This is a genomic window from Bradyrhizobium sp. SPXBL-04, assembly GCF_051853035.1.
GTDB classification, from domain to species: domain Bacteria; phylum Pseudomonadota; class Alphaproteobacteria; order Rhizobiales; family Xanthobacteraceae; genus Bradyrhizobium; species Bradyrhizobium zhanjiangense.
Genome location: NZ_CP182472.1, coordinates 3,189,619 through 3,210,012 on the forward strand (window position 1 = coordinate 3,189,619; position 20,394 = coordinate 3,210,012).

Consider the following 20,394-nt stretch of genomic DNA (forward strand, 5'->3'; position numbering starts at 1 on the left):
CGAATGGGAGGATGGCCTCCGCGCAGTCGATCGACTATTGTCGATTCATGTCGCGCCTTATGTGTCTATTCGTTGCTGTCATCCTGTCTCTGCTGCCCGCAGTCGCGCCCGCCGAGCCCGTCCAGAAGCGTCCCAAGCCGGTCTGGCGCGGCTACGGCTTCCTGCCAGGCTATCGCCAGCCGCTCAGCAACAGCATTCCGCTCTACAAGCAGAAGGACGCGATGCGTCGCCTGTCGCGCGCCGACCGGCGCCACTGGTACATCGATCCGGTCCCTCAGTATTACCGTTGGGATGGCGAGTGGCACTATTTCGGCCGCCCCGGCTTCGGCGGCGGCCGCTACAATGGCGGCAGTTTCGGTCCATGCTGGACGCGGACGCCGATCGGGCCGGTCTGGAATTGCGGGTGACGAGGGGGCGCGGCTAGCCCGTCATTGTGAGCGTAGCGAAGCAATCCAGACTTTTACCGCGGAGGGATTCCGGATTGATTCGCTTCGCTCGCAATGACGATGTGGCGAGAGCGCGCGCTCTCTCACGAGAAGAACGCGATCTTCTCGGCCTGGGTCATGCGGCGGATCGGCGCGAGCGGGTCGTTGGCGGCGGCGCGAGACTTTTGCAGAATGCCGCTGGCGAGGATGGTGGCGCCGAGCGAGGGCTCGGGCAAGGACGTGGATAAGGGCGAGGGCATCGGCAGCGTCGCGCTCGGTGCCGCGGCGAATGTTGCCGTGGTCGCCATGGCCGGGGCCGGCTGCTCCATCACTTCGGCAGCGGCTTCCGCAATGGCGTCGGTGAGGCGCGCGAGCGAGTCCATCGCGATCGGCGCGTCCGCGGCGGGCTCTTCCGCGACCGCTGCGACGACCGGCTCTGGCGCGATCGGCTCCGGCGGCTCCGCTGCAAGGGGAGCTGCGACCTCCGCAGCCGTCGGCTCCGGAGCGACCGCTTCCATCTCCACCGGCTCGATGATCTCGTCGAACTCCGGATCGGGCGCGGCCATCTCTAGCGCGATGGCCTCGAGGATGGCTTCGTCTTCGGCTTCCGCGGCGGCGTCGCGTGCGAACTCGTCGCTCGCCTCCACGAGGGCGGCGGGCTCTTCAAAAGCGACGTCTTCATGCGCCGCTTCTTCAAGTGCAGCTTCTTCAACTGCTGCCTGACTTTCGGCGACGATCTCGGGCGCGATTGCCTGCTCGGCAACGGCGGAAGTATCAGTGATGCCAGCTGCTTCAACCTCGGGAGCGGCGGCGATGTCCTGCGACGTCTCCGTAAAAGCCACGGGGGCTTCGCTCGCCGTCGCGCCAAGCGCGACCTCCGAATGCGGCGCTTCTGCCGCGGATGACGGTGCCTCCTGCCTGGGAGCCGGCGCGGCCTGCGGCGTTGCGCCGCCGTCAAGCTGCTCGACCCGATCCTTCAGTAGATCGAAGGCCGCCTTGAGCTCGACACGGGGGTCGATGGTCGAAATCTGTCCGCAGGCCGCCTCGATCGAAGCGAGCTGCGAATCAATGAGGTCGCAGATTCGCCCGTCGGCGCCGATCTCGCGCCAGCGCCAGGAGATCTCCTTGATGATGCGCACCCCGCGCGGAATCGGCGCGAGGCTCGCCTCGATCGCCGCGGGATCGAACGCCGCGATTGCGATCGTCTCGGCCTCGCGGATGGCGCGTCGGATCTCGATCAGCGCCTCGGGCAGGCGGTCCTCGACGACGGGTTGTCGCTGTGCTGCAAGGGTTTCTTCGATCTTCGCGACCGCATCGAGCACCATGCGCGTGTCGGCGTTGCGGTTGCGCTTGGCGTATTCGCCGAGGAACCAGCGGCCGCGCGCGGTCTCCATGAAGGCTTCGCGGATCGCGTCGTAATCCTGCTCGTTCGGCTCGGCCGCGCGGGCAGACATGGGCGAGAGGGCGAATGCTTCGTTGGCCATGACAAACTCGTCGCGCAAATCACCGCGCGTTACTGTAACGATCACCACGATATCGACCGAATCGCAATTGGTTTGATGCAGTCCGAATCACAAATCCCCATCGCGGCAGCGAAGAAGCGGCGATTCGCCGTGGGTCTTGCCCTGTTCTATTCGGCTGTGTTCGCGGTCGCGGGCACGCATCTGCCGTTCTTCCCGGTTTGGCTGAAGGCGATCGGCATCGACGCGGCCTGGATCGGGCTCATCAACGCGCTGCCGGCGATCACGCGCTTCACCACGCTGCCGCAAGTGACCGCCTTTGCCGAAAAGCGACAGGCCATTCGCACCGCCATGATGGTGTCGGTGCTGGCGACGGCGATCGGCTTTACCGCGGTCGGCTTGCAGCAGCAGCCGCTGGCGCTGTTCCTGGTTTATGCGCTGACCTGCGTGATGTGGACGCCGACGACGCCGCTGACCGATGCCTATGCGCTGCGCGGCGTTGCCCGCTATGGGCTCGATTACGGGCCGTTGCGGCTGTGGGGCTCGGCGGCGTTTGCCGCCGGCTCGCTCGCCTGCGGCTATCTCGTCGACAGCATCGCGCCACGCGACCTGATCTGGGTTATCGTCGCATGGGCCGTCGTTGCGGTTCTCGCCAGTCTGCTGCTTCAGCCGCTCGACGATGTCAGGCGCAAGACCACCGAGACGCATGCCGGCAAGGCGCTGCTGCGCGATGCCGGCTTCTGGGCCATCATCGCCTCGGCGGCGCTGATCCAGGGCAGCCACGTCGCCTATTACACCTTCTCGGCCATCAACTGGCAGCTCCATGGCATCAGTGGGCTGACGATCGCGGGGCTGTGGACGCTGGGCGTGATCGCCGAGATCGTCGTGTTCGCGCTGTCGCCGCGCTTCTCGCTGCATCCGTCCACGATGATGGCGATCGGGGGGCTAAGCGCCGTGGTGCGCTGGATCGTCACCGCCAACGAGCCGCCGCTGGCGCTGCTCGCGATCGTGCAGCTCGGCCATGGTCTCAGCTTCGGCATGACCATCGTCGGCACCATGAATCTCCTGGTGCAGCGCGTACCGCCGCATCAGATCGCGCGGGGGCAGGGCTACTACGCCGCGTGCAACGGTCTATTGGGCGCAACGACCTCGATCGCGTCAGGCGCGATCTACGCCCTCATCGGCGACGGCCTGCACTACGTCATGGCGGCGATGGCCGCTGCCGGTGCGCTCGTGATCTGGTCAGCGCGGCATCAGCTCCAGGCTCATCCCCACAGCGAGGCGTCCGGCGGATAGACCAGGCTTTCGTCGTAACGCAGGCCGTGATCGCGATCGCGCGCCAGCAGCAGCGGGCCGTCGAGATCGACGAAGCGCGCCTGCGGCGTCACCAGCATCGCAGGCGCCATCGACAGCGAGGTCGCGACCATGCAGCCGATCATGATCTCGAAGCCGAGCGCCTGCGCGGCATCGGCCATGGCCAGCGCCTCGGTGAGGCCGCCGGTCTTGTCGAGCTTGATGTTCACGGCGTCGTAGCGTGCGCGCAGCGGCGCGAGCGACGAGCGGTCGTGCACGCTCTCGTCGGCGCAGACCGCGAGCGGCCGCTTGATCCGCGCCAGCGCCTCGTCCTTGCCTGATGGCAGCGGCTGCTCCACCAGGGTGACGCCGGCGGCGGCGCAGGCGGCAAGATTGTGCTCCAGATTGGCCTCGGTCCAGGCCTCGTTGGCATCGACGATCAGCTCGGAGTTGGGAGCGGCCTTGCGCACCGCCGCGATCCGCATCCCATCGCCTTCGCCGCCGAGCTTGACCTTGAGCAGCGGACGGTGTGCGGCCTTGGCGGTTGCCGCGGCCATGGCCTCGGGTGTGCCCAGCGAGATGGTGTAGGCGGTGGTGCGTTCGCGGGGCGTCGGGCGGCTCAGCAGGTTCCAGGCCCGCAGGCCACCAGCCTTGGCCTCGAGGTCGATCAGGGCGCAATCCAGCGCGTTACGGGCCGCACCGGGCGGCATGGCGGCCTGGAGGGCCTGTCGGGTCAGCCCACCGGCCACCGCGTCCTGCATGGCCTCGATGGCGGCCAGCGTCGCCTCTGGCGTCTCGCCATAGCGAGGATAGGGCACGCACTCGCCGCGGCCGGTCAGGCCGGCCTGGCTGATCTCCGCCACGACCGTCACGGCCTCGGTCTTGGCTCCCCGGCTGATGGTAAAGCTGCCGGCGATGGGGAAGCGCTCGATTCGCGCCGCCAGGGAGGCAAATTTCATGGAAGTCATTTTGAACTCTGGCGAAATCTGAACCTGCTAGTTACCTGTAGCAACTAACAATGGGCAGTTGGGGATACCTTCTCTAGGTAAGGGCGCGTGCGCAACCATCCGATTCTATCCGTTTCCTGCGCCTCGGCACGGGAGCGGACATCTTGAGTGGCGATCCGAAGCTGGAGCGGATTGCCAAGGGCAATGCGCTGGCACTCTGCGCCACCGGAACCTGGACCGCGAGCTTCGCGCCGGTCCTGGAGCGGATGGTGGCGGACGCCGAGAAGCTCGCCGGCGGCCCCCAAAGCATCTTCATCGACGTCTCCGAGGTCGCCAAGCTCGACACCTTCGGCGCCTGGCTGATCGAGCGGCTGCGCCGCAGCCTGACGCAAGGCGCCGTCGAGGCGCAGATCGCCGGGCTCTCCGCCAATTATTCCAGCCTCGTCGACGAGGTGCGGCGGGTGCGGGCGACCCCCGTGATCGACAGCAGCCCGATCACCATCACCGGCATGCTGGAGCAGATCGGCCGGACCGTGGCCGGCGTTGCCGGCACCGTGGCGGGCCTCGTCGACATGCTCGGCGCGGTGCTCGCGGCAGGCTTTCGCGTCTTGATCCATCCGCGCTCGCTCCGCCTGACCTCGACCGTGCACCACATGGAGCAGGTCTGCTGGCGCGCAGTGCCGATCATCGTGCTGATCACCTTCCTGATCGGCTGCATCATCGCGCAGCAGGGCATCTTTCATTTTCGCAGGTTCGGCGCCGATATCTTCGTTGTCGACATGCTCGGCGTGCTGGTGCTGCGCGAGATCGGTGTGCTCTTGGTCGCGATCATGGTGGCGGGCCGTTCGGGCAGCGCCTACACCGCCGAGCTCGGCTCGATGAAGATGCGCGAGGAGATCGACGCGCTGCGCACCATGGGATTCGACCCGATCGAGGTCCTGGTGCTTCCGCGCATGATGGCGCTCGTGATTGCGCTGCCGATCCTCGCTTTCCTCGGCGCGATGGCCGCGCTCTATGGCGGCGGTCTCGTCGCCTGGCTTTATGGCGGCGTCGAGCCGGAGGCCTTCCTGTTGCGGCTGCGCGACGCCATCTCGATCGATCATTTCATCGTCGGCATTGTCAAGGCGCCGGTGATGGCCGCCGTGATCGGCATCGTCGCCTGCGTTGAAGGACTCGCCGTGCAGGGCAGCGCGGAATCGCTGGGACAGCACACCACGGCGTCGGTGGTGAAGGGCATCTTCTTCGTCATCGTGATGGACGGCGTGTTCGCCATCTTCTTCGCCTCGATCGGGATGTGACGATGGCAGGCGAGATCCAAAATCCCATCATCCGCGTCCGCGACATCACCGTGCAGTTCGGCGCGACGCGCGTGCTCGACGGGCTCAACCTCGACGTCAAGCGCGGCGAGATCCTCGGCTTTGTCGGCCCATCCGGCGCCGGCAAATCGGTGCTGACGCGCACCATCATCGGCCTCGTGCCGAAGGTCGCAGGCTCCATCGAAGTGTTCGGCGTCGACCTCGATTCCTCCAGCACGTCGCAGCGGCGAAATGTGGAGCGGCGCTGGGGCGTGCTGTTTCAGCAGGGCGCGTTGTTCTCCTCGCTGACCGTGAGGCAGAACATCCAGTTTCCGATGCGCGAATATCTTCGCGTCTCGCAGCGACTGATGGACGAGATCACCATGGCCAAGCTGACCATGGTCGGTCTCAAGCCGGAAGTTGCCGAGCGCTTCCCGTCCGAGCTCTCCGGCGGCATGATCAAGCGCGTGGCGCTCGCCCGCGCACTGTCGCTCGATCCGGATCTCGTCTTCCTGGACGAGCCGACCTCGGGTCTCGACCCGATCGGCGCCGGCGATTTCGACGAGCTGGTCCGGACGCTCCAGCGCACTTTGGGGCTGACCGTTTTCATGGTAACCCACGACCTCGACAGCCTTTACACAGCATGTGACCGTATCGCCGTTTTAGGGAACGGTAAGATCATTGCGGCAGGGTCGATCGCCGACATGCAGGCCTCGCAGCATCCCTGGCTGAGGCAGTATTTCCATGGCAAGCGCGCCCGCGCGGTCATGGGTTAAGAGCTGGGTTGATTAGCCGGAGCACCTGATGGAAACGCGGGCGAATTACGTATTGATCGGGTCGTTCACACTGGCGGTGATCGCCGCCGCGCTAGGCTTCGTGCTGTGGTTTCAATCGCTGCACACCACCAAGCAGCGCACCCCCCTACGCGTCGTGTTCGAGGGCCCGGCGGCGGGCCTGCGCAACGGCGGCAGCGTCAACTTCAACGGTATCAGGGTGGGTGAGGTGGTCTCGGTGAAGCTGGACAACCCGCGGCGGGTTGTCGCACTCGCCATGATCGAGAACAACGCCCCGATCCGCAAGGACACGCTAGTCGGCCTCGAATTCCAGGGCCTCACGGGGGTCGCCGCAATCTCGCTCAAGGGCGGCGACGAGGCCGCGGCCGCACCGCCGCTCGACCAGGATGGCATCCCGACGCTGACGGCGGACCCCAACAAGCTCCAGGACGTCACCGAGGCGATCCGCGGCACGCTGCAGAACATCAACAAGATCGTCGCCGACAATCAGGAATCGGTGAAGAACTCGCTGAAGAATCTGGAGACCTTCACCAACTCGCTCGCCCGCAACTCCGAGAAGATCGACGGCATGATGGCCAAGGTCGACGGTGTCATGCTCAAGGCCGACAGTCTCATGCTCGGCCTCAACACGCTCGCCGGCGGCAAGGACGGCGGCGAGCTGTTCCAGGCAGTCAAGTCGATCCGCGAACTGGCCGAGGACTTCGACAAGCGCTCCGGCGCGCTGATGAGCGACGGCCGCCGCACCCTCGGCGACATCAGCCGCGCCGTGAACAATTTCGACCGCAACCCGACCCGCGTCCTGTTCGGCGCCAGCAACTCATCGCAAGCAGCCCCGCCGCCCGAGCCGCCGAAGCCGGCGGCGTCGAACGAGCGCCGCAGGCAGTAGGTTCCGACCTCCTAGTTTCCGTTGGCCCCCTGCATCGGTATCCATCGGAAGTCGATATCATCGGCTTCGATCACCCATACGAACGCTTTGCATTGGGCGCGGTAGGCCCACTCAATCTCGTGAATCAACTGACCGCGATCCGAGATACGAAACTCGTCGTAGCGCCAATCACCGTGCGATGGCGCATCTGGCGAGAGCTCCTGGAGTGAGTAGGCGTACACCGTCGGATACGTAATCTCGATGTACCCATCTTTGTAGGCGCCGAGTAGGCGAAGCGCGATCGAACAGGATTGTTGACGAGGTTGGGAGCCGGGTCTTTCCAATACTTGCAACGACTCTAGCCAGGCATCGTGCGGACAGCGGCTAGCGCGCCTCGCGATTGCGCAGCGGATTGACGAATTTAAATCCTGCGAAGTCCTTTTCGTTGTCCGTCGCAACAACGCAGTCATTGGCCTCGGCCACGGCGGCGATAATCATATCGAGCGCACTCCGCGGCCTGCCGGTGGCGGTGCCACGCGCCATGAGGCGCGCCCAGATCAGGCTTGCTTGCTCGTCGAAAGCCAGCACGCGACCTGCGAAAAGCAATGGTGGTCCTTCAGGTCCGGCGAACCAGGTTTCAAGTGCATTTCGCTTTCGTCCCGCCGGCTTTTCCAGGATGCCTCGCAGGATTTCTCCGATCGTCAGGGAAGAGACGAACAGATCGTCATCGTTCTGGTCTGCCAGCCACGCCAGGAGTACCGGCGACGGACTCGGTTTCGTGACATGGCTGATGATGTTGGTGTCGAGGAGGTACCGTGTCACAGGTCAACCTTGCGACCCGTTACGCGCGCGCGCGTGACATCGAGGTCTGTCCCGACGAGCGGTGAGCGTCGCAGCGCGGCAAGGATGCCGCCCTTCTTGGCGGGTTCCGCTGTCATCGTTTGACGCAATGTAGATCGGATTCGTTCGGCCTCGGTCCCATCCTCGGCAAGCTGCTTGGCGATTGAGCGGATCAATTCGCGGTCGGTATCGAGCCCGAGCACCTCGAACCGCGCCATGCCGCGCTTGGTCAGCCTGGCCCGGTAATTTCGCAGTGCTCTCTTTTGCGCTGTGTCGGCCACTGGAATTCTCGCGCTCTTATCTCTGGAAATATATCCTGAAATAGGTCGGAACGCAAGCGATCCGAAGTCGCCGATACGAAAGTATGGGGGTCTGGCCGAGCCAACGTAGGGGGAGGGGCTGGCCGTCATTGTCAGTTATATCGCGCTCAAGTCGCGTCCACGAAAAGGCGCGTCGACTTCACTCATAGGGGAGGAGAGCGTGATACGTCTGTTGCTGTTGTTGCCGTTCATCGGCCTGATGATCGTGCCGTTCTACAATATCCGGGAGCCGCATCTGTTCGGCTTTCCGTTCTTCTACTGGTACCAGCTCGCCTGGGTGCCGCTGACCTCGCTCCTCACCTATATCGTCTACAGGAGGTTGCGTCGTGCTGGCTAATGTCGATAGCGCGGCGTTCGCCGTATTCCTTGCGCTCTTCATCCTCGTCACCGGCATGGGCTTCGTCGCCTCGCGATGGCGCAAGCCGGAGACGCTCGCCCATCTCGACGAGTGGGGCCTCGGCGGCCGCAAGTTCGGCACCTGGATCACCTGGTTTCTGGTCGGCGGCGACTTCTACACCGCCTACACCGTGATCGCCGTGCCTGCATTGGTCTATGCGGTCGGCGCCTACGGCTTCTTCGCGCTTCCCTACACCATCATCGTCTATCCCTTCGTGTTCGCGGTGATGCCGGTGTTGTGGAAGGTCGCCAAGGAGCGCGGCTATGTCACGGCGGGCGACGTGGTGCGCGGGGCCTACGGATCGCGCGGGCTCGAGCTCGCGGTCGCGGCCACCGGCGTGCTGGCGACGATGCCCTACATCGCGCTCCAGCTCATCGGCATGGAGGTGGCCATCAAGGCGCTCGGCCTGCACGGCGAGATACCGCTCGTTCTCGCCTTCCTGGTGCTGGCGCTCTACACCTATTCGTCGGGGCTGCGCGCACCGGCGCTGATCGCCTTCGTCAAGGACATCATGATCTACATCGTGGTGATCGCCGCGATCGCGATCGTGCCGTCCAAGCTTGGCGGTTACGGCGCGATCTTCACCGCGGCGGATGCGGCATTCGCTGCCAAGGGTTCGGGCGGGATCCTGCTGTCGCCGGCACAGATCGTGCCTTATGCCTCGCTGGCGCTGGGCTCCGCGCTCGCGGCCTTCATGTATCCGCACACGCTGACCGGCATTTTCGCGTCCTCGGGTGGCAACACCATTCGCAAGAATGCGATGCTGCTTCCGGCCTACACGCTGCTGCTCGGCCTGCTCGCGCTGCTGGGCTACATGGGCCATGCGGCGGGGCTCAAGCTCGCGAGCAACAACGACGTCGTGCCTGAGCTGTTCAAGACCCTGTTCCCGAGCTGGTTCGCGGGCTTCGCCTTCGCCGCGATCGCGATCGGCGCGCTGGTGCCGGCCGCGGTCATGAGCATTGGCGCCGCCAATCTGTTCACCCGCAACTTCTGGAAAGTGTGGGTCGATCCGAAGGTGACGCCGGCGGGTGAGGCGAAGGTCGCCAAGATCACCTCCATGCTGGTGAAGGTCGGCGCGCTGCTCGCCATCCTCTTGATGCCGACGCAGTTCGCGCTCGACCTCCAGCTGCTCGGGGGCCTCTGGATCCTGCAGACCCTGCCGGCGCTGGTGTTCGGCCTCTATCTGAACTGGTTCTCGAGCACGGCGCTCCTGGCTGGCTGGGCCGTCGGCCTTGCGGGCGGATCGTGGCTCGCCTGGTCGGACGGGCTGAAGCCGCTCCACACCATCGATTTCGGCATGGGCCCGGTTGCTCTCTACACCGGCCTCCTGGCGCTCGCGCTCAACATCGTGGTTGCCGTCGTGGTCAACCTCGTGCTCAAGCGCGCGCCGCAGGAGCGGCTGTCCCGCGAGGCGGCCTGATTTGATCCGCCAGCGGCGGCCGGGGATGCTCCGGCCGCCGGCCTTTTCCGGAATGAATAGCCTTCCATGCGATTGAAAACGCTATAGTATCCGCCCGCGATCTGGCCCCGCTCGTCGCCGGCGGATCAGACGGTCTCGGGTGAGGATGTCTTGCAGGCGTGGTTCGTTCTTGCGGTCGCTGCCGGCTATGTGACCACGCTGTTCCTGGTGGCCTGGTGGGGCGACCGACGGAGCGCCGGTGGGCCGCTGGTGTCGCCAAACTCCTGGGCGGCCGCGATCAGCTATTGCCTCACGCTTGCGGTCTACAACACCTCCTGGAGCTTCTACGGATCGGTCGGGCGGGCCGCGACCAGCGGGCTGGACTTTGCCACGATCTATATCGGCCCGACCCTGGTGCTGCTGTTCGGCCAGAGAGTCCTGTCAAAGGTGATTGCGATCGCGAAGGCGCAAAACGTCACCTCGATTTCGGACTTCATCGCCGCGCGCTACGGCAAGAGCCAGGTGCTCGCGGCCTTCGTGACGCTCGCATCGCTGCTTGGGGTGCTTCCCTATATCGCGCTCCAACTCAAGGCCGTCGGCAAGAGTTTTGACTACCTGATCCTCCAGCCCGAGCGTGCCGGCGGCGAAGCGCTGCGGTTCTGGCAGGATTCCGCATTCGGCGTCGCCGCGTCGATGGCGCTGTTCGCGATCGTGTTCGGCGTCCGGCACGTCCATGCCAGCGAGCATCATCGCGGCCTGATGCTCGCGATCGCCTTCGAGAGCGTCGTCAAGCTGCTCGCATTCCTGATCGTCGCCCTGTTCGTGCTGTTCGGACTATCCGGCGGGCCGGCCGCTCTGCTGTCGCAATTTCAATCGGAGCCGCAACTGGCGGGCATCCTGAGCTTCGATCCGACGCAACCGGTGTGGCCTGCGACGATCATCATCTCGGCGATCGCCTTCCTGTGCCTGCCGCAGGCATTCCATGTCGCCGTCGTCGAGAACGAGGCACCTAGCCATACGCGCACTGCGGCATGGCTCTATCCGAGCTATCTTGCGCTGTTCAGCCTGCTGATCCTGCCGATCGCCGCGGCCGGGCTTGCCAGGTTCGGCGCGATGATGGACCCCGACACCTACGTCATCTCGCTGCCGATCGCGGCGGACGCGAGCACCGTCAGCCTGATCGCCTTCCTGGGCGGGCTGTCGGCCGCCACCGGCATGGTGATCATGACGTCCGTCGCCCTCAGCACCATGCTCTGCAACGACGTCATCATGCCGCTGCTGCTGCGCTCGCGCGTCTTTGGCCTGCGTGCGCAGAGCCGGCCGATGACCTCGGTGCTGGTGACGGTGCGCCGGCTCTCGATCCTCGGTATCCTGCTGCTCGCCTATCTGATGCACCGCCTGGTCAACCAGTCCTATCCGCTCACCGTGATCGGACTCCTGTCGTTCGTCGCGGTCGCGCAATTCGGTCCGGCGTTCGTCGGAGGGCTGTTCTGGCCGCGTGCCAACAAAGCCGGCGCCTCGATCGGGATCGCCATCGGCTTCTTGATCTGGGCCTATGCGCTGCTGCTCCCTTCGGCCGCGCCGCTCTGGCCCGCGATCGAGGAGATCGTCCGCCACGGCCCGTGGCAGCTCGCCTGGCTCAAGCCGAACGCGCTGCTGGGTCTCGAAGGGATCGATCCGATCTCGCATGCCACACTCTGGAGCCTCGGCGCCAACCTCGTCTGCTTCCTGATGGTCTCGGCGCTGGGCCGGCAGTCGACCGTCGAGCGCAACCAGGCCGCGGCGTTTGCCGATGGCGTCGTCCGCGAAAATACCCCAAGGCTGTCTTCGCGCGTGGTGGTCCGCCTCGATGATCTCCGGGCGCTGGCCTTGCGCTTTGTCGGGCCCGTGCGGGGCGCCGCGGCCTTCGACAGCTATCTCGCTGCGCGCATCGCCGGCAGCGGGCCGCGCCTCGATCCGTCAGGCTTCGTCGATCTCGACTCGATCCGATTCACCGAGAATCTGCTTGCCGGCGCGATTGGTGCGGCATCGGCGCGCGTGGTCATCGCCGCGTCGCTGGAAGGGCACTCGCTGTCGCGGCGCGCGGCGATGGCGATGCTCGATGAAGCCTCCGAGGCGTTGCGGTTCAACCGCAGCCTTTTGCAGAGCACGCTGGAGAGCGTGCCGCAGGGCATTTGTGCGTTCGATGCGGATTTCAACATCACGGCCTGGAACGGCCGTTTCATCGCGCTCCTGGACCTGCCGCCGGATTTCGTTCGCGTCGGTCTTCCACTGGCGGATCTCATTGCCTTCAACGTCGAGCGCGGCGAATATGCCGCGTCCGAATTTGCCGCGCTCCTGGTCAATCGTGACGTCGCCACGCAGAGCTGGCCCTATCTGTATGAGCGCAAGCGGCCGGACGGCACGGTGCTCGAGATCGTCTATGATCGCGTTGCCGAGGGTGGTTACGTTTCGACCTATACCGACGTTACCGAACGTCATCGCGCCGCGGAAGCCTTACGACGCGCCAATGAGGGGCTCGAGCTGCGTGTCCGTGAGCGGACCGAGGCGCTCGAGCTGGCGAAGGCGGACGCAGAGCAGGCCAATCTCGGCAAGACCCGCTTCCTGGCGGCGGCCAGCCACGATCTGCTGCAACCATTGAATGCGGCCCGTCTGTTCCTGTCCGCGCTCGACGAGAGCCTGCATGCTTCGTCGCGAGCTGGTGATGCCGACAAGGAGCGTACCTTGGCGAGCAGCGCGATTACCGCGCTGCGCTCGACCGAGCACGTGCTCGACAGGCTGCTCGACATCTCCTCCTATGATGCCCGCGCCGTTCGCGCCGAGGTTTTCGATTTTCCGATCGCGGATCTCTTCGTGCAGTTGAACCTCGAGTTCTCGGCGATGGCGCGCGAGCGTGGGCTCGACCTCGACGTCGTGGATTGCCGCCTCGCAGTGCGCAGCGATCCGCATCTGCTGCGTCGCATCTTGCAGAACCTGCTGTCGAACGCACTCCGCTACACGCCCAAGGGACGCATCCTGCTTGGTTGCCGGCGGCGCGGTGACGCGCTGCGCATCGAGGTCTGGGATACCGGCGTCGGAATCGCAGCTTCTGACCAGAAGCGCATCTTCGAGGAGTTCCAGCGCCTCGCGCCCGGGTCGGAGAAGGGATTGGGGCTGGGGCTCGCCATCGTCGATCGTGTATCGCGGCTGCTGGACCATGCCATCGACGTCCATTCGCGCCCGGGACATGGTTCGTGCTTCGCCGTCACGGTGCCGCTTGCGCGCGGAACGGGCAGGCCCCTTCAGCGCAATCCTGCGAGTTCAGCGCCCGTGGCGGCGGAACGGCCGCTGACGATCCTGTGCCTCGACAATGATGCGACGATCCTTCAGGGTCTGACGGCGCTGCTCGGCGCCTGGGGACATCGCGTGCTGGTCGCGGCGAATGCCGCCGAGGCGATGGCTGCGGCCACAGCCAGCCCACCCGACATCGTGCTGCTCGATTACCATCTCGATGGCGGCCGCAGCGGCTTGGACTTTCTCGACGATCTCAGGCAGAAGTCGAGCGGCGAGGTCCGCGCGCTGGTCGTCACCGGCGATCGCAGCGAGGCGGTGCGCAAGGAGGCGAGGGCGCGCGGTTGCGAGATCCTGTCGAAGCCGGTCAAGCCGGCGGCTCTGCGGCGCTTCCTCGGCGGCGAAGTCCTCAGCCGGCAGTTCGGGACGAAACAGGAGATCCCCTGACAATGCGCATCCTGATCGGCGACGATCATCCGCTGGTACAGGCCGCGTTGCGCAGCACGCTGTCGAGCGTGCTGCCGGATCTCGACATCATCGCCTGCCAGTCGCTTGACGAGGCGACCGGCGTGCTGACGGCCCAGTCCGACGAGATCGACCTGATCCTCTGGGATCTGACCATGCCGGGTATCCAGGGATTTGCCGCGCTGTTCATCCTGTCGGCGCAATTCCCGACGGTGCCGGTGGCGATCATCTCCGCGCGTCAGGATGCCGCCACGATCCGCCGCGCTATCGCCTACGGCGCGTCCGGCTACATCCCGAAATCGCTCAGCCTGCCCGAGATGGCGGATGCGATCACGAAGATCCTCGCCGGCGAGATATGGATGCCGCCCAATGTCGGCGGGCGCGGCTCGATCCAGAGCGCCGATATCGAGCTTGCTGCGCGAATGGCCTCGTTGTCGGCGCAGCAGCTGCGCATTCTCGCGATGATCGTCGAAGGCAAGCTCAACAAGCAGATCGCGGGTGAGCTCGACATCGCCGAGCAGACGGTGAAGGGCCACGTCTCGACGATCCTGCGCAAGCTCGGCGTCGGCTCGCGCACCCAGGCTGCGGTCCTGGCCGAGCGACTGTCATTCGGTCAGTCCAGCGCGACTTGACCCTGCGGCAAAACAAAACGGAGGCCGCGAGGCCTCCGTTTTCATCGTGCTGTCTTGCGAGACACCTGCTGCTTATCCCAGCCGTCCCGCCGCGTGGGCCAGCAGCGTGTAGACCAATCCCGTCTCCGAGATCAGGTGGCTGCGCAGCTCCTGCGGGCCGCGGCCGTCGCGGGCGACTTCGTCGAGCAGGCGTTCGAACTCGGCGACATAGCGGTCGACCGTACCCTTGAAGTTGCGGTCGGCGCGATACTTGCGGGCGACCTCGTCGAAGGCCTTCTGGCCGGCGGGCGTGTAGAGGCGCTTGGTGAAGGCCTTGTTCTCGCCGCGCTGGTAGCGGTCCCACATCTCGGCGGCGAGGTTGCGGTCCATCAGCCGGCCGATGTCGAGCGACAGCGATTCCAGCGGATTGCCACCACCCTGCGGCGCCTGCGGCTGCGGCGCGGGTGCCGCGCGGCCGCGCGGAGCCTCACGGCCGTTCGGAGCGGCAGGACCGGTGTCGGCGCGGTTGAGCAGGTCCGACAGCCAGCCGTCGCGGCCCTGGTCGTTGCCGGCAGGCGCGACCGGCGGCGCTTCGGTGCGGCGCGCAGCCGGCATGCCGAGGTCCGGCGGCGGCAGCGTCGAGGCGCTGCCGGTGTCGCGCATGCGGGTCTCGGTGGTGCGGCCGCCGACGGCTGCCAGCACCGACGGCTCTTCCTGGCGCTGCACGCTGGCGCGGTTCGTCGTCGTGACGTCGAGACCGCGGCCATGCTGGGCCACGATGCGGTTGAGTTCGGCGAGAGCCTCGATCTGGTCGACGATCACCTTGCGCATCTGCGCAGTGCTCTCGGCGGCCTCCTGCGGCATCTCGAGCACGCCGCGGCGCAGCTCGTTGCGGGTGGCCTCGAGCTCGTTGTGCATGTCGAGCGCCATCTGCTTCATGCTGGCGACGAGGTTCGAGAACTTCTCGGTCGACTGCTTGAACATCACATCCGCCTCGTCGGTGGTCTGGCGGTAGATGTCATGCATGGCTTCGATGGTCTGCCGGTGCTCCTCTTCGGACGCCGCGCGCACCGCCTCGAACTGGCGGGTGATCGCGGCCGAGCCTGCGCCGGCGGTCTCGGCGACGACGCGGGCGATGTCGCGGGCACGCTCTTCGGCTGCGGCCAGCGATTCATCGAGCAGGCCGGTGAAGCGCGACAGGCGCTGGTCGAGATCGGCCGTGCGCAGGTCGATCGTGGTGACGAGCGATTCCAGCGCCTGCTTGCGCTCGGCGAGCGAGGCGGTGGTGTTCTTGTTGCTCTGCTCGACGACCTGCGCGGCCTCGACGAGCGCCTTGCCGTGCTTGTCGAACTGGGTCGACAGCTCGCCGAGATCCTGGAGCGCCTTCGTGGTCTTGCTGTTGAAGACGTTGAGCTGGTCTTCCAGGTTCTGCGTCGCAGCGCCGTTGCGCGAGGTGACGTCGTTCATCGCGGAGACGAAGTCGGCGACGCGCGTTACCAGCGCCCGCTCGAGCGAGTTGAGGTTGTCGTGCGCACCGGTCAACACCTCCTGGAGCAGGATGTTGCCTTCGCGCAGCCGCTCGAACAGCGCCACCGTGTCGGTGCGCAGGATCTTGCTGGTCTCCTGCATCTCAGTGACGGCCGCGATCGAGACCTGGCGCGACTGGTCGATCGCCGAGCGCGAGGCCTGCTCGAGGTCCTTGAGCGACTTGCCGACCGCGCCGGTGGCGATCTCGCTCGCCGTATTGATGGCGCGGGCGACTTCCGAGCCGTTGCCCATCATGGTCTGCGAGAAGGCCTGGCCGCGCGTCTCGATCGACTTCAGCGCGTCGGAGGTGACGCGGTCGATGTCAAGCGTGAGCTGGCTAGTCTTGGAGCCGATCGCGTCGACCAGAGCGCCGCGCTTGGCGTCGATCATGTTCGACAGACGGTCGGCCTGTTGCTGCACATAGGTGACGATCTCGTCGGTCTTGCCGGTCATGGCCTGGCCGAAGCTGCTGCTGGCGGCGAGCACCGAGCGCTCGACATCGGCCGAACTCGACTTGACCCGCGAGCTCGCCTCGTTGGAGGCAGATATCAGCGCGTTCTGGGCGTTGAGCGCGCTGGTCTGGATGTCGTTGGTCGCATTCGCGGTGGCTGCGCTCAGCGTACGCTCGATCTCGGTCGAGATTGTGCGGATCTGGCTCGCGGCGTCCGCCGAGGTCGAGGTCAGCGAGGTCTGCGCCTCACGTGCGCTGTTGAGGATCGTCGAGGCGGTGTCGGCGCCGACCGCGGTCAGCGTGCGCTCGATGTCCGTGGTCAGCGACTTGATCTGGCTCGCCGCGTCGGTCGAGGCGGAGATCAGCGTGCCCTGGGCCTCGCGGATACCGCCGGTGAGCGCCTCGATGGTGGCGCCGCCGGCGGTCGCCAGCGCGCGCTGCATCTCGGCCGCGAGCGAACGGACCTGGCTGGTCTGCTCGGCCGAGACAGCGAGCAGGGTGCTCTGGGCGTCGCGGGCGCTGGTGGTGATCGTCTCGGCGGTCGACACGCCGACCTGCGAGAGCGAACGATGCACTTCGGCCGCAAGCGACTTGACCTGGCTCGCCGCATCCGAGGATGCCGTGACCAGCGTGCTCTGGGCCTCGCGGGCGCCGCTCATGATGGTCTCGGCGGTCGAGGTGCCCGCCATCGAAAGCGAGCGCTGCACGTCGGAAGACAGCGCCTTGATCTGGTTGGCGGTCTCGGTCGAAGCCGCGATCAGCGCGCCTTGTGCATCGCGGGCGCCGGCGACGATCGACTCCGCCGTGCTGGTGCCGGCCAGCGATAGCGAGCGCTGCACGTCGGCGGTGAGCGTCTTGACGTGGTTGGTCGCATCCGAAGAGGCGGTGACGAGTGTGGTCTGCACTTCGCGGGCGCCGGCCAGGATCGAGGCCGCGGTGGCCGAGCCCGCCGCGGACAGCGTGCGTTCGACGTCGGCAGCGAGTCCCTTGAGCTGGTTCGACGCCTCGCCCGACGCGGCGACCAGGGTCGACTGCGCCTCGCGGGCGCTGGTCAGGATCGAATTCGCAGCACCGGTGCCGACCGCGGTCAGCGCACGCTCGACCTCGGTGGAGGTCATCTTGAGCTGGGCATTGACGTCGGAGGAGACCGTCAGCAGCGACTGCTGAGCGGCGCGCGCGCCGGTCTGGATGGTCTCGCTGGTGTTGACGACGAGGTTGGTGAGCGAGCGCTCGGCATCTTCGACATGCGAGCGGATCGCGGTCGAGATCATCTCGGCGCGGGACATCATGTCCTCGCTGGCCTGGCGTCCGCTGCTCTCGATGCGGCCGGCGACGGCCTCGACGCGCGAGCCGAGTAGGTCCTCGAACTGCGCCACGCGCACGTCGATGTCGTTAGCGACCGAACCGACCTTTGTCTCGATGGCCTGGTGGATCTCCTGGAAGCGCGCCGTGACCGTGTCGGCCAGATGCGTGCTGCGGCCGTCCATGATCTCGGTGACGCCGGTGATGCGGCGGTCGACCGCCTCGATCGCCTGCGCTGTGCCATCGGTGAGGGTCGAGGTCAGCAGTGTGAGGCGCGTGTCGATCGACTGCACGGCCTGCGAGGCGCCGTTCGTCACCGCCGTGGTCAGGTAGGTGAGGCGGGAGTCGATGGACTCGAGCGCCTGCGACGCGCCGCCGGTCAGCGTCGTCGTGAGGTGCGTCAGCCTCGTGTCGATCGACTGGAGGGTCTGCGATGCGCCGTCGGTCAGTGAGGTGGTGAGGTGGTTGAGGCGCGTGTCGATCGTTTCGATGGCCCGCGATGCGCCCTCGGTCAGCGAGGTGGTGAGGTGGTTGAGCCGCGTATCGATCTTTTCGATGGCCTGCGATGCGCCGCCGGTCAGCGACGTCGTGAGATGGGTGAGGCGGCCATCGATCGACTGGATCGCCTGCGCGGCACCGTCGCTCAGCGACATCGCCAATGTATTGATGCGTCCGTCGATGGTTTCGGTCATGGACCTGGCGCGGCTGTCGAACGACTGTTCGAGCTCGGCGACGCGGCCGATGAGCTGTTCGTCGAAGGTTCTGATGTGGCCTTCGATCGTACCGTCCAGGCTGGCGAACTTGCCGTTCAAGGAGGCGTCGAAGTTGCTGACGCGTTCGCCGATCGTGGTCTCGAATTGCACGAGGCGCTGGTCGAGCACGGCCGTGATCGCGCCGCCATTGGACGTGAAGCGGGTGTCGAAATTGTCGACATAGGTCTTCAGCGTCTCGGCGATGTCCTGCGTGCGCTGGCCCATGCGCTCGACGATCTCGCCGCCGAAAGTCTTCACGGTGCGGTCGAACTCGGAGATATGGCGCGTAATCAGCGCGCCCAGCGTGCCGGAGTCGCGGGCGAACTTCTCGACCAGCTCGGTGCCCTGGTTCCTCACGAGCTCGTCGAAGGCGCTCATCTGGAGCGACAGCGAATCGTGCGCGGTCTCGGTCTGGCTGACGACCTTGGCGACCAGGGTGTTGACAGTGGCGTCGAGCGCCTCGCTCGCCTTGTCGCCGCTCGTCATGATCTGGCCGGCGAGCCGGTTGCCGGCGTCGTCGATCTTGGCGGAGATGTCGTTGGAACGCAGCTCGAGCTCGAGCAGCAGCGAATCCGACGAATTCTTCAGGGAATCGTGCACCTGCTCGGTGCGCTCCGAGATGCCGTCGACGATCGCGGCGGAGCGCTGCTCGAACTCGCCGGTGATGCGGTCGATGCGCTCGTTCAACATCTCATGGACGCGGTCGGCGAGGTCGACGAACTCGTCGTGGACGTGGCCGGTCTTGAAGTTGAGGCTGGTGGTCAGCCGCTCGCTGGCGTCGAGCACGGCGCGCGTAGTCTCGTTGCTGGCCTCCTCGAGGCGGTCGAGCAGGTCACCGCCGCGCTCGCCGAGCGCCAGGATCATGTTGTCGCCGGCGTTACTCAAGGCGCTGGTGATGTGCGCGCCGCGCTCTTCCAGCGCGCCGGTGATGGACTTGGCCACCTCGTCGACGCGCGAGGCAATCGCGTCCGAGATCAGCGCGATGTCGTGGCGCAGGTCGATCTGCACCCCGGAGATGGCGCTGCGGACCTGCTCGGCCTGGCCGACCAGATTGTCGCGCTGATGCGCGATGTCCTGGAGCAGGGCGCGGATGCGCACCTCGTTGTCGGAATAGGCGCGCTCGAGCGCCGCGACCTCGTTGGCGACCAGCGTCTCGAGCTCGCCGGCGCGCGCAATCGCGCGCTCGATGCCGTCGCCCATCGCCGCGACCTCGCGGCGGATGGCCTGGCCGACGGTGACCATGGAATCGGAGGCCGAGCCTTCCGGCTCGGAGAAGCGGATCGCGACCTGCGCCATCGCCTGCGCGATCATGCGCATTTCCTGGCCGCGCCAGACGAGGCTCGCCAGGAAGTAGAACAGCATGATGGGCGCGAAGAACATCGCGATCAGGCCGGCAATGACGAGCACGCCGCCGCTCTGGCCCATGGCGGCCTGGATCGAGGGCAGGAAACCGAACGTCAGCGCGGCGCAGGCGGCGAGCCAGACGCCGGCGAAGATGGTGGCGAAGGTGTAGACGCTGCGGGCAGGGCGGCTCTTCTGAAGCGCCTGAAGCAGCTGGCCGATGGTCTCGCGGTCGTCGTTGGCGGCGCGGCGCGAGGTGCGCGGCTCCTCGATCGGGTCGAACGCGGTCGCTCGTTCGTTGGCGGCGGGGCGCGGCTCGAAGCTCGGCTCGTCGAAGCTCGGCGGCGCGGGCGGCGCCACCGGAGGCGGCGTTTCGTTGCGCATCGCGGCGTTGCGGCTCGTATCCGCAGCGGTGTCACTGATGTTCAGGGCTTCCTGGATCGCAGAAAGCGCAACTTCTGTGGGGTCTTTGACCTTTTTCGGAGTGTTCGCCATGTCAGTCCGAGCCCTCGTTACTTGTACGCGTCCCCCCGCGAGCCCTGCGCGTTACGCAAGCCCACAGACCGGATCATGCCGCTTGCGCGGATCTCCGAGCCGTCCCCACCCGGACGGCTTGTCCGCCAATTTCTGCAACATCCTA

At 66.1% G+C, this 20,394-nt stretch carries 14 protein-coding genes; 9 read left to right on the plus strand and 5 right to left on the minus strand.

The window, feature by feature from the left end:
• Positions 1–47 precede the first annotated feature (47 nt).
• Complete coding sequence (locus ACNJX8_RS14820) at positions 48–407, plus strand: hypothetical protein (RefSeq protein WP_128937315.1); 360 nt, start codon at positions 48–50, stop codon at positions 405–407.
• Between the two features lie 122 nt (positions 408–529).
• Here the strand turns inward: ACNJX8_RS14820 and ACNJX8_RS14825 are convergent, their stop codons facing one another.
• The gene (locus ACNJX8_RS14825; RefSeq protein WP_439361211.1) at positions 530–1,909 is read right to left on the minus strand and encodes a hypothetical protein; all 1,380 of its coding nucleotides are present in this window, start codon (positions 1,907–1,909) and stop codon (positions 530–532) included.
• Between the two features lie 75 nt (positions 1,910–1,984).
• Between ACNJX8_RS14825 and ACNJX8_RS14830 the strand changes: the two genes are divergently transcribed.
• On the plus strand, positions 1,985–3,181 hold the full coding sequence (locus tag ACNJX8_RS14830; protein ID WP_439361212.1) for an MFS transporter: 1,197 nt from the start codon (positions 1,985–1,987) through the stop codon (positions 3,179–3,181).
• Here the strand turns inward: ACNJX8_RS14830 and dgcA are convergent.
• Entirely contained in the window at positions 3,151–4,146 is a 996-nt protein-coding gene (gene dgcA, locus ACNJX8_RS14835) for an N-acetyl-D-Glu racemase DgcA (RefSeq protein ID WP_439361213.1), read from the minus strand. The two genes, ACNJX8_RS14830 and dgcA, sit on opposite strands and share 31 nt — an antisense overlap.
• Before the next feature lie 143 nt (positions 4,147–4,289).
• Here dgcA and ACNJX8_RS14840 point away from each other — a divergent pair, with 143 nt between their 5' ends.
• From ACNJX8_RS14840 to ACNJX8_RS14850, 3 genes are read left to right on the plus strand one after another with little or no spacing between them, the layout of a single operon-like run.
• A complete protein-coding gene (locus ACNJX8_RS14840) occupies positions 4,290–5,423 on the plus strand; it encodes an MlaE family ABC transporter permease (RefSeq protein WP_370989900.1) in 1,134 nt (377 codons plus the stop codon).
• Positions 5,424–5,425: 2 nt separating this feature from the next.
• Positions 5,426–6,196: an ABC transporter ATP-binding protein gene (locus ACNJX8_RS14845; protein ID WP_162500203.1), complete on the plus strand. Its 771-nt coding sequence runs from the start codon at positions 5,426–5,428 to the stop codon at positions 6,194–6,196.
• 28 nt (positions 6,197–6,224) lie between these two features.
• Positions 6,225–7,100: an MlaD family protein gene (locus ACNJX8_RS14850; RefSeq protein WP_439361214.1), complete on the plus strand. Its 876-nt coding sequence runs from the start codon at positions 6,225–6,227 to the stop codon at positions 7,098–7,100.
• A 363-nt stretch (positions 7,101–7,463) separates the two neighbouring features.
• Here the strand turns inward: ACNJX8_RS14850 and ACNJX8_RS14855 are convergent, their stop codons facing one another.
• Both ACNJX8_RS14855 and ACNJX8_RS14860 read right to left on the minus strand, forming a co-directional pair.
• The gene (locus tag ACNJX8_RS14855) at positions 7,464–7,901 is read right to left on the minus strand and encodes a type II toxin-antitoxin system VapC family toxin (RefSeq protein ID WP_128932771.1); all 438 of its coding nucleotides are present in this window, start codon (positions 7,899–7,901) and stop codon (positions 7,464–7,466) included.
• Positions 7,898–8,200, minus strand: coding sequence for a hypothetical protein (locus tag ACNJX8_RS14860; RefSeq protein WP_245471370.1), 303 nt, complete (start codon positions 8,198–8,200; stop codon positions 7,898–7,900). The genes ACNJX8_RS14855 and ACNJX8_RS14860 overlap by 4 nt, the downstream gene beginning before the upstream one ends.
• Before the next feature lie 199 nt (positions 8,201–8,399).
• Between ACNJX8_RS14860 and ACNJX8_RS14865 the strand changes: the two genes are divergently transcribed.
• The 4 genes from ACNJX8_RS14865 (at position 8,400) to ACNJX8_RS14880 (ending at position 14,402) form a co-directional block, all read left to right on the plus strand.
• Complete coding sequence (locus ACNJX8_RS14865) at positions 8,400–8,576, plus strand: DUF3311 domain-containing protein (RefSeq protein WP_128932772.1); 177 nt, start codon at positions 8,400–8,402, stop codon at positions 8,574–8,576.
• On the plus strand, positions 8,566–10,056 hold the full coding sequence (gene mctP, locus ACNJX8_RS14870) for a monocarboxylate uptake permease MctP (RefSeq protein WP_249756712.1): 1,491 nt from the start codon (positions 8,566–8,568) through the stop codon (positions 10,054–10,056). Before ACNJX8_RS14865 ends, mctP begins: the two co-directional genes overlap by 11 nt.
• A gap of 150 nt (positions 10,057–10,206) precedes the next feature.
• Positions 10,207–13,752 carry a hybrid sensor histidine kinase/response regulator gene (locus tag ACNJX8_RS14875; RefSeq protein ID WP_439361215.1) on the plus strand — a complete coding sequence of 1,182 codons (3,546 nt, stop codon included), beginning with the start codon at positions 10,207–10,209 and terminating at the stop codon, positions 13,750–13,752.
• Entirely contained in the window at positions 13,749–14,402 is a 654-nt protein-coding gene (locus ACNJX8_RS14880; protein ID WP_439361914.1) for a response regulator, read from the plus strand. The genes ACNJX8_RS14875 and ACNJX8_RS14880 overlap by 4 nt, the downstream gene beginning before the upstream one ends.
• Positions 14,403–14,474: 72 nt before the next feature.
• Here the strand turns inward: ACNJX8_RS14880 and ACNJX8_RS14885 are convergent, their stop codons facing one another.
• The gene (locus ACNJX8_RS14885) at positions 14,475–20,249 is read right to left on the minus strand and encodes a negative regulator of septation ring formation (RefSeq protein WP_439361216.1); all 5,775 of its coding nucleotides are present in this window, start codon (positions 20,247–20,249) and stop codon (positions 14,475–14,477) included.
• Positions 20,250–20,394: the final 145 nt, after the last annotated feature.